The sequence below is a fragment of the Bacteroides sp. D55t1_190419_B8 genome (assembly GCF_015558905.1).
GTDB lineage: Bacteria > Bacteroidota > Bacteroidia > Bacteroidales > Bacteroidaceae > Bacteroides > Bacteroides vicugnae.
Map to the genome: position 1 here is coordinate 1 of NZ_JADMOU010000001.1, position 14639 is coordinate 14639.

12 protein-coding genes, 1 other RNA gene and 1 pseudogene are annotated in these 14639 nt (G+C 40.6%); 3 read left to right on the forward strand and 11 right to left on the reverse strand.

Translation table 11 applies throughout. From position 1 onward, the window contains the following. Window positions 1-222: 222 nt before the first annotated feature. From I2I13_RS00005 to ssrA, 3 genes and pseudogenes are all read right to left on the reverse strand, one after another. Window positions 223-2052 (reverse strand): RNA-directed DNA polymerase, encoded by a 1830-nt coding sequence (locus I2I13_RS00005; RefSeq protein WP_122201280.1) that lies wholly within the window; start codon window positions 2050-2052, stop codon window positions 223-225. A gap of 332 nt (window positions 2053-2384) precedes the next feature. Further along, window positions 2385-2818: pseudogene (locus I2I13_RS24400) on the reverse strand (DUF5712 family protein); the annotation flags it as partial. Between the two features lie 165 nt (window positions 2819-2983). Beyond that, window positions 2984-3380, reverse strand: a transfer-messenger RNA (tmRNA) gene (gene ssrA, locus I2I13_RS00010). Between the two features lie 183 nt (window positions 3381-3563). Between ssrA and I2I13_RS00015 the strand changes: the two genes are divergently transcribed. Beyond that, window positions 3564-4745, forward strand: a complete 1182-nt coding sequence (locus I2I13_RS00015) for a lactonase family protein (protein WP_195648406.1) — start codon at window positions 3564-3566, stop codon at window positions 4743-4745. Window positions 4746-4749: 4 nt separating this feature from the next. Here I2I13_RS00015 and I2I13_RS00020 read toward each other — a convergent pair whose 3' ends face one another. The 8 genes from I2I13_RS00020 to I2I13_RS00055 all read right to left on the reverse strand — a co-directional run bounded on the left by I2I13_RS00020 (window position 4750) and on the right by I2I13_RS00055 (window position 11421). Then, window positions 4750-5388, reverse strand: a complete 639-nt coding sequence (locus I2I13_RS00020) for a M23 family metallopeptidase (protein WP_148364410.1) — start codon at window positions 5386-5388, stop codon at window positions 4750-4752. Between the two features lie 37 nt (window positions 5389-5425). Beyond that, window positions 5426-6091, reverse strand: coding sequence for a B3/4 domain-containing protein (locus I2I13_RS00025; protein WP_195648407.1), 666 nt, complete (start codon window positions 6089-6091; stop codon window positions 5426-5428). Window positions 6092-6141: 50 nt separating this feature from the next. Beyond that, complete coding sequence (pgeF, locus tag I2I13_RS00030; RefSeq protein WP_195648408.1) at window positions 6142-6954, reverse strand: peptidoglycan editing factor PgeF; 813 nt, start codon at window positions 6952-6954, stop codon at window positions 6142-6144. After that, window positions 6951-8117 carry a GTPase ObgE gene (gene obgE / locus I2I13_RS00035; protein ID WP_074557362.1) on the reverse strand — a complete coding sequence of 389 codons (1167 nt, stop codon included), beginning with the start codon at window positions 8115-8117 and terminating at the stop codon, window positions 6951-6953. Before obgE ends, pgeF begins: the two co-directional genes overlap by 4 nt. A gap of 115 nt (window positions 8118-8232) precedes the next feature. Further along, window positions 8233-8802 carry an adenylate kinase gene (locus I2I13_RS00040; protein WP_195648409.1) on the reverse strand — a complete coding sequence of 190 codons (570 nt, stop codon included), beginning with the start codon at window positions 8800-8802 and terminating at the stop codon, window positions 8233-8235. Window positions 8803-8869: 67 nt separating this feature from the next. Beyond that, window positions 8870-9406 (reverse strand): hypoxanthine phosphoribosyltransferase, encoded by a 537-nt coding sequence (gene hpt / locus I2I13_RS00045; protein ID WP_004304676.1) that lies wholly within the window; start codon window positions 9404-9406, stop codon window positions 8870-8872. Window positions 9407-9447: 41 nt separating this feature from the next. Beyond that, window positions 9448-10992 (reverse strand): peptide MFS transporter, encoded by a 1545-nt coding sequence (locus tag I2I13_RS00050; RefSeq protein ID WP_195648410.1) that lies wholly within the window; start codon window positions 10990-10992, stop codon window positions 9448-9450. Between the two features lie 204 nt (window positions 10993-11196). Beyond that, window positions 11197-11421, reverse strand: coding sequence for a winged helix-turn-helix domain-containing protein (locus tag I2I13_RS00055; RefSeq protein ID WP_148364407.1), 225 nt, complete (start codon window positions 11419-11421; stop codon window positions 11197-11199). Between the two features lie 557 nt (window positions 11422-11978). Between I2I13_RS00055 and I2I13_RS00060 the strand changes: the two genes are divergently transcribed. Then, window positions 11979-13490, forward strand: coding sequence for an NAD(P)H-hydrate dehydratase (locus tag I2I13_RS00060; RefSeq protein ID WP_195648411.1), 1512 nt, complete (start codon window positions 11979-11981; stop codon window positions 13488-13490). Between the two features lie 72 nt (window positions 13491-13562). Continuing rightward, window positions 13563-14630, forward strand: a complete 1068-nt coding sequence (locus I2I13_RS00065) for a DUF4831 family protein (RefSeq protein ID WP_195648412.1) — start codon at window positions 13563-13565, stop codon at window positions 14628-14630. The last annotated feature ends 9 nt before the right edge of the window (window positions 14631-14639 follow it).

Here is a 14639-nt window from a genome sequence, read left to right on the forward strand (position 1 = left end):
AGATACAACGATAGATGGCTGCTTACCAGGAAAGGAGATACAGCCATTTTTTATAGTGTACTTTATCGGATGCTTACATTTAATATGATTGATCAATAAGAAGTAAATCCCAATTAGGCACCTGTATAACCCATGAATTGCTATAGTCTTGTTGAATTACTATAGCAATCAAGGGCTATCGGAGTGTTTTGGGAATTTACAATGATATTAGCCATACTAATTTTAGAAATAGAGCCCTGATATAAAAAAATCAATTGGTTCACTCATTTGTTGGCTTTTTACTTCTTGTGTTGCTTGATTTGATTGTTCACTTATTTGACTCGTTTGTTGTCCTGTAATAAACGTTTCATTTTTCTGTCCCTCTTTAGAGATATATGTTTTTAGCTGTTTTGTCGTTTTATAGAATTCTATATCTTTATCTTTTAGTATTTTAAAAAATAGATTCTTATCGAGCAAATCCATTTCAATAGGAGTTAACCAACCTTTTTTTACTCCTTCGTATGCTAATAACCAATTTTCAGACATTAAAATATCATCTTTTAATTCTGCTTCAATGTCACTTATTCTTGGACGTCCTTTTACTAAAGTTGAATTATTGATTAAATCTAAAAGAATTAAGTTTGAGACACTATCTCTTGTTTCAATGATACTATTAGCTGATTGTTCTTCAATCTCGATTTCAAATGTTTTTGCAATCCATAAAGCCCAGCTAATTTCAAAACTATGTTTAACAGGGCAGTGACTTCTGATAATTGCATTTATGAGCCTTTTTATTTTTTCTTTAGAGTCGATACTAATATAAGCTTTGTATGTAATAAATATTCGGGTAAAGATGTCTAAAATGGCAGGCTCGATTAAAGCTGTTTTGATCATTAAGTTCTCAAATGTTTCCCAACATTTTTTCTGAATTACAATAGCTGAGAACTCGAAAACTTTTAAAGCATATTTGAAGATCCAATCTGTTTTTTTAGGATTTTGTTCCGCAAATGCCCAAATTAAACTAAAATAGTGTTTTATATTATTTGATTGATTTGTTTTTTTAAAGTCAAAGGTATGTAGTATAGTAGTAAACTCATCTTCAAATGCAAATGGAAATTCACGTATCTTAATCTTGCTTTCATTTATTTCTAGCTGAAAATCTGATAAAATAAGTTGCAGACATTTTAAAACTAAATCTGCTTCGTCTTTCGATGAAACATATATATAATAATCATCATAATATCTACAGGCTTTCAGATCAATAGAACTTAGTTTACATTTTAAAATACTATCTATACGACAAGCAACTATTTCAGCTATTATATGTGAAGTGTCAGGACCTATTGGTATTCCAATTGATTGTCTTTCTTGACAAGCTCTTATGGCATTATCAACACTTTCTGCATATTTATAGAGGGCTGCATCTGCATCACCTCTTGCAATTAATGCTTCAATATTATCTTTCTGTTTGAAATAATATTTAGCTTTTTCTTTACCCAATAATGCCCAAGAGACAGAATGAGTATAAATTGACGGGTAAAATTTTGATATATCAACTCGAACCTCTATTAATTTATCAATGGATGCTTTGAGTAATGAATTCTTAAAATCAGCAACATTCCTACTGTTTGTTGAGACTGATCTTTTATCTGCTGCAATTTCAACAACTGGATAACTTTTAGAATAGTCCGAAAGTTTAAATACAGCCTCATAATTAGCCCAATAGGAAGTTATTTTCTCTGATAAAATAGAAAAATGTTTCGGATTGGGTATCTGAAGAAAACGCCTTGATAATTTCCCTTTTGAAATAGAATATATAGCAGCTCTAGAAGAACCATATTGTGACATGAAGTCATCTCTATGCTTCTTTTTCCTCTCTTTATATTGAGCTTTGCTTTCTTCAAGTAATTTAGCTACGGGAAAAGTTGGACTATTGATATTGGTGTTTAATTCAAATATTGTATTCCAGTCTGAAAGAATAGAAGTCGAATTATTTGCTAAATCTGATGTGTCAAATGATGGGGGTAATTCTTTTGGGAAATACCCTCTTCCAATTAAGTCTTTTAATACCATCTTATTTCCTTATAGTTTTTATAATATGAATTAAGCGCAAAGTATGGGTAACTTTGGCAGTTGGTGAATTTAGCTGTTATTTAACAAATAGCCAAATTATGTGTAGTGTTTTTGGCTAATAGCTAATATATGTAGTGGAAATGGTGTGATTTATTTTTTTCTTTTACTATATGTTGAATTCTAACTATAAAGTGTATAGAACTTTAAATATTAATGATTTGCATAGTATGAATTATTATACTTTTCTTCTTTCGTCTACGCTTTTGTATTTCTTTCTCAGGGTAAACATTGAGGTTCGTTCCTGATGAAATAAAAGATATAGATAAACCTGATATTTGATGTTTCTGTAGTTTAAGCTGTTTGAATGTGGAACCGTTCTTCATCGTATTGTGGTAATCAAATGATTCAGTTTGCTGCAATTGTTATTAAACAGCTTATCAAAGCCCTCTTCCGCTTGTTGGAATAAGTTAACGCGATCAAAACCTCCCGTTATCATTCCTTTTTTGGTGTTTTGTGATTGGTAAGTGGTGACAGCTTCTTTTATTTGTTTGATCTTTCCGACTCACAATCAAATGACAGTGCATATTCAGTTCGTTGCCGGAATGGCTATGGCTTATTCCTATTCTGTATTCCCCATTGCCCAAAGTTCACTTTCCGATGGGCTGATGTGGATAGCGTAAAACTTAGCATCCATTTTTATTTTTAGTAGAGTATCTTTATTGAGGATGGTATTGTAGAAAGGAGGAGAAATGTGGTATGTTCCCATTTTATCTCTATATCGATTGAAAATACGATTTTATGATACTAGTAAACTAATCGATAAGTTAAAGTAGTATAAAGTCTAGGCTCTTTTAATGGGGAATAGAATGGGGGAATAAAGAGATAAGAAAAAAGAAAAAACTCTGATAATCAGAGCTTTCATTTGTTTTTTAAGTGGAGCTGGAGGGAATCGAACCCTCGTCCAAACGAGGAAATCATAAGCTTTCTACATGCTTATCTTTGCCTAAATTTTCGTGCAGGAACAGAACCAAAGCCATCAATTCCTGCCTTATCCTCTTAAGTTTCATCAAAGGTGCGAGGCCGCCTTTGACTATCCCCGATGTAACTGCACCACTGAACCGAAATGCTTCGGAGCAACAGCTTCCGAGTGATGTCTCGTCCTGACACCTAGTGCCTGGATTAAGCTAATCTACTGTGATTCGATTAAGCAGCAAGAGCGTAATTAGTTTCGCCAGATAAAATTTTGATAACTGATATTTAAGTGGAAATTACCGACCCACTGCATGCTTACCTACCATTTCTGCCCGCTGTCAAATCCAGTCAACCCCAAATTCTTATTCGTACAGAATAGCGATTATTTAGAACGCTTTCCAAGGGTACAAAGATAGGAAATGTTTTCTAAATTACGAGAAGACGTTAGCAAATATTATATCAAAGCATTATCTTTACAGAGCTATTTTATACTTAAAATGAAAAAGCATCATGAAGAACCAACCAATAACATGCTACTTATGAAGAAGAGATTTTTATCTAAAGCATTTATATTCAAGTCATTCGCTGCTATTTGTCTATTCGGAATCAGTATCAGTAGCTGCACATCTAAAAAAAAGACTCATATGGAAACAACCGATACTACGGAAAATGAATTAACGATGTTAGTAGGTACTTACACTTCAGGAACCAGTAAAGGTATCTATAGCTTCCGCTTTAATGAAAAAGACGGAACTGCTGTCCCGTTGAGTGAAGTAGAAATAGAGAATCCTTCTTATCTTGTTCCATCCACTGACGGAAAATTCGTTTATGCAGTCAGTGAATTTAATGATGAGCGGGCTGCTGCCAATGCATTGGCTTTCGATAAAGAGAAAGGCACTTTCCAACTATTAAATTCACAAAAGACCGGAGGCGAAGACCCTTGCTATATTATCACTAATGGTAAGAATGTAGTGACTGCCAATTACAGCGGAGGCAGTATTTCTGTTTTTCCTATTGCCAAGGATGGCTCTCTCCTTCCTGCTTCCGATATCCTGAAGTTTGAAGGTTCGGGAGTAGACAAGGAACGGCAGGAAAAATCTCATTTGCACTGTATACGGATTACTCCGGATGGAAAATACCTGTTTGCTGATAATTTAGGAACAGACCAAATACATAAATATGTCATCAACCCGGATGCAGATATTACCAACCAAGAGAGCTTCCTTAAAGAAGGACAACCAGCGGCCTACAAAGTAAAAGCCGGTTCAGGCCCCCGCCATCTGACATTTGCCCCGAACGGTAACTATGCTTATCTGATAAATGAGTTATCGGGCACAGTCATTGCTTTTGAATATAAAGACGGAAACCTGAAAGAGATTCAAACGATAGCTGCTGATACTGTGGGAGCCAAAGGAAGTGCAGACATTCATATCAGCCCGGATGGAAAATTCTTATATGCCAGTAATCGCTTGAAAGCAGATGGCATCGCTATCTTCCGGATTCATCCGGATAACGGAATGTTAACGAAAACAGGCTATCAACTTACAGGGATTCATCCGCGTAATTTCATCATCACGCCTAATGGTAAATATCTGTTAGTCGCTTGCAGGGATAGCAATGTGATACAAGTTTATGAAAGAGATGCAGACACGGGATTGCTAACGGACGTGCACCGGGATATTAAAATAGACAAACCTGTTTGCATACGGTTTGTACCATAATAGTTTACTTCTTATTCTGCGCAACCCGACTATCAGGAGTGTGAGTCTTCACAACGATTTTACCCCCATTCTTGGTACACTTGATACATTCTTTCCGCAATGTTCTCTCTTTCAGGTTGAAAATCAGATTCGGATTGAAGTGCTCTCCGTTGATACGGGTTTCGAAATGCACATGTTCGGTAGTGGCACGGCCAGTACGCCCGGTTAGTGCGATAGGCTGTCCGGCTTTTACGATATCACCGCTTTTAACCAGATTCTTGAAATTGTGGCTATAAAGAGTTTCCAATCCGTTAGCGTGACGGATAACGACTAGATTCCCGTAGGCATAATATGGTTTCGACATACGTACCACTCCATCAAAAGCAGCACGAATCGTATCTTTTGCACAAGTTTTAATGTCTGTTCCCGAATGTCCTCCACGAGTTCCATAGGCGGAGATTACTTTTCCTCCGGGTAATGGAAAAGCATATTCATGGTCTTTCAAGGAGTCCAAATGCAGATAGATGTGATTTCCTTTAGCAAATAGTCCGGGAGTAGCTACCCGGACATCGCTCACTTCCCGGGCAGAGAATGAAGGTTTATTCTGTCCGTTGACAGCCAGTGGCAATAATAAAACAGTCAGTAAAATAAGTATGTTTTTCATGTGTTTTTTCTTTTTCAAGCCGGAAAAAGGAGCCGCATTATTCAAAGAACATGATTTCGCCTCCATCCGATTCTGCATAGTTTCTTAATAAAGTCTGAATCATTTCAGCAGCTTCTTTCAAGCCTTCTTTCCCGTTATAACCGTTGACTATCGCTAAAATATGAGTAGTTCCGAGATCCATTTTCGTACGTTCGTGATCGCTTGTCGGGGTTCCGATTCCTCCGAATGAATCGCGATATACGGGTAATCCTTCAATATTCAACACACCGCGCCCGATGCCTTCAAACGGTTCTCCAGCTTTACCGATACCGAGTTCAAGGTGTGTACCTTGTATTTTATCCGCATCGAAGCCACCGATAGAATGTCCCGTACGAAGAGACACGAGGTTAATCAGGTCTACCAACGTATCAATCTGATATAAAGGGATTCCGCGCATCAGGCGGCGACGCAAAGCTTCGGCTGACGGACGATAACGTCCGGGGTCTTTGCCACAACGTTTATAAGCCTCACGGGTAGCAAAGATAACAGGTTGATGTTTGATGTCTTCCATCTGTGTTGTGGAAGTCAGTTGTTCGGTGAAAGCATTGATTTCGTGCCAAAGACCTTCGCTGTAAGCAGTATTCTTCACTGCAGCATACACGGCGGCTCCGGCGAAAACCGGGCATGCGTCTTTTATTTCTTTAGATACTTTTATTTCAAACATAACTTATCATAAACTAATCATCAGTGCTATACGGTTATAGGTACTGATTATTACTTTCTAATCATTATTCCCGACAAGATACGGCCGGAGTCTATACCCAGTCTACGTGCAGAGAAGAATTCATCATGATGAATATAGGTACAGATGCCAGCTACTTCTATCTGTTCTGCAGGCACTCCGGCATTCAGTAATTCAATCCGGTTTGCTTCCCACAGGTCGATATGATACTTTCCGGTTTTCCTCTTTTTAACAGAAATAAGGGACATATCGAAACCACTTTCTTTAAAAGCTTCGTAGACCTCATCGCCTACTTCAAATGATTCGAGCGAAATACTCGGTCCGATGCAAGCTACCACATCTTCGCCTTGCGTTCCGAACATCTCATTCATGTGTTCGAGTACATTGCTGACAATATGCTCCACCGTTCCTTTCCATCCGGCATGAATGGCAGCTACCACTTGCAACTTCTTGTCATACAACAATACGGGTACACAATCCGCAGTCATGACGCAAACGCAATACCCCGGTATATTGGTAATTAAAGCATCGGCACCTCTCAAAACATCCTGCCTCATTCCTTCCGGAGCATCAAAGTACCATTTATCAATCACTATGCTCACGGCACCGTGTCGCTGCTCTGCAAAGAATAATTCTTGTATTTCCCACTTCATCAATTGAAGCAACCGATGCCGGTTACGGACAAGATTCATACACGTGTCATTCGTATAAGGCGAGCAGTTGAAAGAGGCATAAGTCCCGGTACTAACACCTCCGTGACGTGTAGTTACGAAATGAGCTACTTCGGGATATGACATGAGTGACTTATATCCCTTCAACTCTTTATTTTTTGTAAGTGAAATCATTTTTCTTCCCAATCTTCTTCCTCATATTCATAGTCGATATCATCGTCGTCATCATCAACATTGTCATCATATTCATAAACGATGTCTTCATCTTCGCCCATGTCTTTGAGCTCCTGTTGCAGACGGGTCACGTCCTTCGGACGGTGAACGATGTTCTCTATCTTATTACTTTCCTTATTCAGTTCTTCCCAAAGAATGTCTTTCAACACCGAGATACCCAAACCGGAAACAGAAGATATGAATACGTGGGGAATGCCTTCCGGCAATGTAGGTTCTATTTCGTCCATCAATTCCTGATCGAGCATATCGCTCTTGGTGACAGCCAACACACGTTGCTTGTCCAACATTTCAGGATTGAAAGTACGCAGTTCGTTCAGCAAGACTTCGTATTCCTTACGAATGTCGTCACTGTCTGCCGGAACCATAAACAGCAGCAATGAATTGCGCTCGATATGACGCAGAAAACGCAGTCCCAAGCCTTTACCCTGACTGGCTCCCTCGATAATACCCGGTATGTCCGCCATCACGAAAGACTTTCCACCGTGATAGGAAACGATACCCAGATTGGGTTCGAGCGTAGTAAACGGGTAATCTGCAATTTTCGGTTTGGCAGCCGAAATAGAAGAAAGCAAAGTTGACTTACCCGCATTCGGGAAACCTACCAGACCAACATCGGCAAGCAGTTTCAGCTCCATGATAACGGTCATTTCCTGCATCGGTTCTCCCGGCTGCGCAAAACGCGGAGCCTGACGGGTTGCCGTCTTGAAATGCCAGTTACCCTGACCACCGCGACCGCCTTTGAGCAAAATCACTTCCTGTCCGTCTTCTGTTACGTCACAAAGATATTCCCCGGTTTCGGCATTATAAACGACCGTTCCACAGGGTACTTCTATTACTTTATCCGCACCGTCTTTTCCGAAACTACGTCCTTTGCTCCCCGATTCACCATGACCGGCCATTGCATGACGGTCATACTTCAAGTGCAACAATGTCCAGTAATTACGGTTACCGCGCAAGATGATATGACCTCCTCTTCCACCATCGCCCCCATCGGGACCTCCGTTAGGACAATATTTCTCGCGCCTCATGTGCGTAGAGCCTCTTCCGCCCTTACCCGAGCGACAGTATATCTTTACGTAATCAACAAAATTCGATTCAGCCATATTCTTTTTAAGTAGTTAAAGTAGTCAGTAGTTAGAGTAGTTAAGTAGAATACTCCGGCTACTGACTGACTTATTCATTTATAATAGTGTATTGATAATTAGTAAGATTACTAAATTACAATTTATCTACTGCTTCGCAGATTTCAGCAAAGATACCTTCCATAGTACCTAAGCCGTTGATGTGTTGGTATTTCTTTTCATTCTTGTACCAGTCGATCAGTGGGGCAGTCTGTGAATGATATACGTGCAGACGTTTTTTGATAGTCTCTTCATTATCATCAGCACGACCGGAATCCTTACCACGTTTAATCAGACGTACCATCAGTTCTTCTTCCGGAACATCCAGGTCAACCATTACAGAAACATCCTGTCCTCTTTCTGCCAACATTTTCTTTAATGCTTCAGCTTGTGCAATTGTTCTTGGGAAACCGTCGAAAATTACACCTTTGCTATCTTCGAAGCTGTCGAATACGCTTGCCAGAATATCAATCATTAATTCATCAGGAATCAATTGACCTTGGTCGATGTAACCTTTAGCTGTTTTACCCAGTTCTGTGCCATTCTTGATTTCAGCACGCAATACATCTCCTGTTGAGATGTGATTGATTCCATACTTTTCTACAATACGTTCGCTCTGTGTTCCTTTTCCTGAACCCGGAGCACCGAAAATTACGATGTTCAACATTTTGTTATTTACAATTTAACGATTTACTATTTACCATTTAAACTGGTACCTATTTAATATTAACTGTTTAATCTACTACTGTATAAATATCGGGATAGTTGCGTCCGAAACCATCATAATCCAATCCGTAACCTACGATAAAGTCGTTCGGGATTTCCATTGCTACGTATTCGATGTTCAGATTGACCTTGAGTTTTTCAGGCTTCACTAGCAGAGAAGCAATATGGATTGCTTCAGGGTTGCGTGTACCCAGTGTATCCAACAGGCGTTGCATGGTCAGCCCGGTATCCACAATATCTTCCACAATAACTACTGTGCGTCCGGCAATGTCTTCATTCAGTCCGATCACTTCCTTAATCACTCCCGAGGAAGTCACTCCCTGATAAGAAGCCAGTTTCACAAACGAAATCTCGCAAGGGATGGTGATATGCTTCAACAAGTCGGCGGTAAACATAAATGAACCGTTCAACACACTAAGGAAGAGCGGATTCTTACCTGCCAAGTCGCGGTTGATTTCGTTCGCTACGCGAATCACTTCTTTCTGAATATCCTGTTCCTTAATAGAAACAGTGAACTGTTTGTCTTTTATCTGAATGGTATCCATAACCGGTAATTTTAAAAATAACCTTGCAAAAATACGATTTTTTATTCTACCCCGTGCATCATCTTCTGTAATTTCTTCGAGAGAAGGAACAGAATCAATGAAGCAACACCGGACATGACAACGAATACCATAAAGAAATCGTACATGGTAGCAATCTGATAACCAAAGATTGATTTCACTTTTCCGGCTTCCGGATAAAGTCCGCTCAACATGCCTGCAAATTTATTGGCTGTGGCAGTAGACAGATACCAGATTCCCATCATCAAAGAGGCGAAGCGTAGCGGACTCAACTTATTTACCATTGAAAGTCCGATAGGTGACAAGGCTATTTCACCCATTGTATGAATAAAGTAAAGTCCTGTCAGCCAAATCATACTTACCTTCACTCCGGGGATGGCATCTTTCACTCCGAAACAGATGAAAAGATAACCTAAAGAAAGAAGTAGCAAGCCAATCGCTTGTTTGGTAGGAGAAGCAGGTTCCATCTTTCGTTTGTTAAGGAAGCTCCACACACCCGGCATTATATATGCCAGAACAACAACAAACAGAGGATTGAAGGATTGAAACCACGAAGCCGGCATTTCCCAACCTAAAATATCGCGGTTGGTCTGTTCGGAGGCAAAAAGGGTTAAAGAGGCTCCTGCCTGTTCGTAAGCCGCCCAGAAGAAAATGACAAAGAAAGCTACTATATAGATAACAAAAATACGGCTACGTTCGATCTTAGTTAATGATCCGTCCAGCAGGATGAGGACAGGGAAAACAATGCAGGCGGTAAAAATACCGATGCTCACCCAATCACCCTCAAAAGCATAATTAAAGAAGGCTATTAAAGCAACTGTAAGAATAGTGATTACAAGGGTATTACGTATCTTGGTACGCTTATCCATCTTCGGGTGTGAGATATGCTCGGCTATCTCCTCTTTCTTTTCACGTTTGGCATCGGGAATAATACCGATTGGTTCTCCGGAGGGAGAGAAAAGATATTTATTCTTTTGAGTTTCAAAAAGTACAACGGTGAACAGTGTCATGATTCCGGCTGCAAGAAATCCCCATTTAAAGTCGTGCGGATCACCGGTATCACCCAGATAACCACAAATCAAAGGGGCGGCAAAGGAACCGACATTCACTCCCATATAGAAAATGGTATATGCAGCATCCAGCCGTCTGTCTCCCGGTTCGTAAAGTTGCCCCACGAGAGAAGAAACGGTAGGTTTGAAACAACCATTTCCCAAGATCAGGAATCCGAGTCCGCCATACATCATCCAGTGAGCAAGTTCCGTATTATCCAAAGTAGAGGCACTCATGAACATCAGGAATTGTCCGACTGCCATCATCACTGCTCCCCAAAACACAGAGCAACGGATTCCCCAATATTTATCAGCAATGTATCCGCCAATCAAAGGAGTTAAATAGACTAATCCGGTATAGCTACCGTAAATGGATGCTGCCGCTTCTTTGTCAAACAATAATGCCTGCGTCAGGAAAAGAATAAAGATCGCGCGCATACCGTAGTAACTGAAACGCTCTGCCGTGCTTGTCGCGAAAATCAGATAAAGACCTTTCGGATGCCCTTTCAATGCACTCATAAATTTATGTGTTTAGTAGTTTATGGGGTGCAAAGGTACGAAAAATAGATTAAATGCTTTAAAAAAAGAAAGTTCTTATCAAACAGGAATACAGGGGGAATAATAAAAATGAGCATAAAAAATCCTACCGGTCCACTTCATTATTTTTTTAGCTGTATAAATAACAAAATGGAGATCCATCTTACATGCAGGTTACTTACCACTTTAGCCAAAAGTAAATTCGACATTTTCGACACTGGCAAAAAGCATTCCTTCCCTCTTCCTCAAAAAGACTTTGCTTTCTCTAGCCAGCCAACCAATAGCAAGAGCTACGTCTTCGAACGTCAAACCTAATTCACGGCACAAATCGAACATGGAAAGTTCACCTTTTTCATTTAAGATGCGCCATACTTTCCCGGCATTCAAGCCAATCTTTGTCTTTTCCATCATGCAAACTTTAAAAGATTAAACAATCTATTATTTATAATCTTATTCATTGTGAGCATAGGAAAATGATGCAATACACATCACCTACCCCAAAGATAGTATTTTTATTGGAAACCGCAAATAATCAAACACTTAAATTGTTCAAAAGCAGATTTTTCCCAAAACCAAACAGACTATGTCCGATACATTTACAGATCATTCCCAATCTATTCATAACAAAGTTACTCTCTATCAATGATAAACTTACTAATGACTCATTGAAAAGTTCCCTTTCACTAACTAAAATCTATAAATGCAACTTGCATTTATAAAAACAAAGCTTGCGTTTATATAAATGAAAGCTTCATTTATATAATCAAAAGTTGCAATTATAGTTTTCTTCCTATACTCAAAAACTTTGCAACCTATAGAAAAGAACTTTGCTATGGGTCACGGACAACTTACTTCCCTATTCCCTGCAGCTCATCTCCTTATAATTAATAAGTTTTCTTCCCACAACAAACGGGAAAAGTCAGAAGAATCATGTACATTTGTAATCCGAAAACTAAAAGAACATCGCAATGAAAATATTTCCAAGCAGCAGTATCAAGAAATTGGACGCTTATACCATTGAGAACGAACCTATTGCATCAATCGACCTGATGGAACGTGCAGCAACTGCATTAACTAAAGCCATCACAGACAGATGGAATACGGAAACACCGGTCACCATCTTTGCCGGACCGGGAAATAATGGCGGAGACGCCCTTGCCGTAGCCCGCATGATGGCTGAAAAAGGGTATAAGCTCGAAGTATATCTCTTCAACCCAAAGGGAGAACTTTCACCTGACTGCCAGACCAACAAAGAACTGGTAGAAATGATGGAAGAAGTGGCATTCCATGAAATTAGTACCCAATTCGTCCCTCCTGTCCTGACACCCGATCATCTGGTTATTGATGGATTGTTCGGTTCCGGCCTGAACAAACCATTGAGCGGAGGATTCGCTGCCGTAGTGAAATACATTAATTCTTCCCCTGCCATGGTAGTAGCCATCGACATTCCTTCGGGATTAATGGGAGAAGAAAACACATTCAACGTAAAAACCAATATAATCCGTGCCGACGTTACTTTCAGTCTGCAACTGCCGAAGCTCGCCTTTTTGTTCGCAGAAAACACTGAATTTGTAGGAGAATGGGAATTACTGGATATCCAATTGAGCGAGGACGGCATTGAAGAAACGGAAACAAACTACGAGATGTTGGAAATAGAGGAGATCCGTTCACTCATCAAACCACGCAAACAGTTTGCCCACAAGGGAAACTTTGGTCATGCACTATTGATAGCCGGTTCAAAAGGAATGGCAGGAGCTTGTGCTCTCGCCGCCCGTGCCTGCCTCCGTTCGGGAGTAGGGCTGCTGACCGTTCATGCACCAATGTGTAACAACGACATCTTGCAGACTTCCATACCTGAAGCAATCGTAGAAACCGACGCCAACGAGACCTGTTTTGCCGTACCCACCGCCACAGATGATTATCAAGCAGTCGGCATCGGTCCGGGACTGGGACGAAATGAAGAAACGGAAGCTGCCCTACTGGAGCAACTGGAACACTGCCAAGCCCCTGTTGTAGTAGACGCCGATGCACTTAATATCCTTGCCAACCACCGCCACGCACTTACACATCTGCCGAAAGGCTCCATCCTCACCCCGCATCCGAAGGAGCTGGAACGTCTGACCGGCAAATGTCAGGATTCCTACGAACGTCTGATGAAGGCTTGCGAGTTGGCTCATGCCGCTCATGTCCACATTGTTTTAAAAGGAGCCTATTCCGCCATCATCACCCCCGAAGGCAAATGTTTCTTCAATCCGACCGGGAATCCAGGAATGGCAACCGGAGGTAGTGGTGACGTATTGACCGGAGTAATCCTGGCACTGCTCGCCCAAGGTTATCCAACCGAAGAAGCCGCTAAAATCGGCACTTACATTCACGGATTGGCGGGCGATGTCGCTCAAAAGAAGCAGGGAATGATCGGAATGATCGCAAGCGATATTATCACCTGTCTGCCGACAGCATGGCGACTTGTAAGCGAATAAAAGTTAAGAACTTACAGTTTTTTCAATAACTTCATTAACTTTGTTTTCAAAACCAGTTAAAAAGAACCGAATATGAAAAAGTTGATTATAGCAGCGGGACTACTGATGGCAACGTCCGCCTATGCACAAACCGAAGTACTGACGGGAGTTACCCGGGGAAAAGATTACGGAGTAGTCTACAGCCTTCCCAAAACCCAAATAGAGCTTGAAATAAAAGCCAACAAAGTCAACTATACTCCAGGAGAATTCAGCAAATACGCTGATCGTTACTTGCGATTGGCCAACGTCTCCACCGAACCCGAAGAGTATTGGGAACTGGCTAGTGTGAAAGTGAAATCCATAGGAGTACCCAACAGCGAAACTACTTACTTCGTAAAATTGAAGGATAAAACAGTAGCACCGCTTATGGAACTGACAGAGGACGGCATCGTGAAAACCATCAATGTGCCTTACAGCAAAAGCAGTTCAGACAAGAAAACAGCTCCTGCTCCCACTGTCCTCTCAAAAATAGCGAATCCCCGCGAATTCCTGACCGAAGAAATCCTGATGGCCAGCTCTACCGCGAAGATGGCTGAACTGGTAGCTAAAGAGATCTATAACATCCGCGAAAGCAAGAATGCCTTATTGCGCGGACAAGCTGACAATATGCCTTCAGACGGAGCACAGCTTAAAATTATGCTCGATAATCTGAATGCACAGGAAGAAGCCATGACTCAAATGTTCTCCGGCACTCGTGATAAGGAAGAGAAGACATTCACCGTCCGTCTTACTCCGGACAAGGAATTCAACAACGAAGTTGCTTTCCGCTTCTCCAAGAAGCTAGGCGTAGTTGCTAATAATGACCTGGCAGGAACTCCGTTTTATATCAGCTTGAAAGACCTGAAATCTGTCAAGATCCCACAGGAAGACGGTAAAAAGAAGAAAGATTTGGATGGAATCGCCTACAACGTGCCCGGACAAGCAATGATTACATTGACCGACGGTAAAAAGAAACTTTACGAAGGTGAACTTCCTATAACTCAATTCGGTGTGATAGAATATCTGGCTCCTGTCTTATTCAATAAGAATTCTACAATCAAAGTTTATTTTGATCCGAATACGGGAGGATTGTTAAAAGTGGATAGAGAAGAAGGTAAATAGTAAAATTCT

What these genes read in the sequence shown, in the direction of transcription:
- hpt (WP_004304676.1), bottom strand. Translation starts at nt 9,406, where the DNA reads ATGGATACCATTCAGATAAAAGACAAACAGTTCACTGTTTCTATTAAG.
- I2I13_RS00060 (WP_195648411.1), top strand. Translation starts at nt 11,979, where the DNA reads ATGAAAATATTTCCAAGCAGCAGTATCAAGAAATTGGACGCTTATACC.
- obgE (WP_074557362.1), bottom strand. Translation starts at nt 8,117, where the DNA reads ATGGCTGAATCGAATTTTGTTGATTACGTAAAGATATACTGTCGCTCG.
- I2I13_RS00050 (WP_195648410.1), bottom strand. Translation starts at nt 10,992, where the DNA reads ATGAGTGCATTGAAAGGGCATCCGAAAGGTCTTTATCTGATTTTCGCG.
- I2I13_RS00015 (WP_195648406.1), top strand. Translation starts at nt 3,564, where the DNA reads ATGAAGAAGAGATTTTTATCTAAAGCATTTATATTCAAGTCATTCGCT.
- I2I13_RS00020 (WP_148364410.1), bottom strand. Translation starts at nt 5,388, where the DNA reads ATGAAAAACATACTTATTTTACTGACTGTTTTATTATTGCCACTGGCT.
- I2I13_RS00005 (WP_122201280.1), bottom strand. Translation starts at nt 2,052, where the DNA reads ATGGTATTAAAAGACTTAATTGGAAGAGGGTATTTCCCAAAAGAATTA.
- I2I13_RS00025 (WP_195648407.1), bottom strand. Translation starts at nt 6,091, where the DNA reads ATGTTTGAAATAAAAGTATCTAAAGAAATAAAAGACGCATGCCCGGTT.
- pgeF (WP_195648408.1), bottom strand. Translation starts at nt 6,954, where the DNA reads ATGATTTCACTTACAAAAAATAAAGAGTTGAAGGGATATAAGTCACTC.
- I2I13_RS00065 (WP_195648412.1), top strand. Translation starts at nt 13,563, where the DNA reads ATGAAAAAGTTGATTATAGCAGCGGGACTACTGATGGCAACGTCCGCC.
- I2I13_RS00040 (WP_195648409.1), bottom strand. Translation starts at nt 8,802, where the DNA reads ATGTTGAACATCGTAATTTTCGGTGCTCCGGGTTCAGGAAAAGGAACA.
- I2I13_RS00055 (WP_148364407.1), bottom strand. Translation starts at nt 11,421, where the DNA reads ATGATGGAAAAGACAAAGATTGGCTTGAATGCCGGGAAAGTATGGCGC.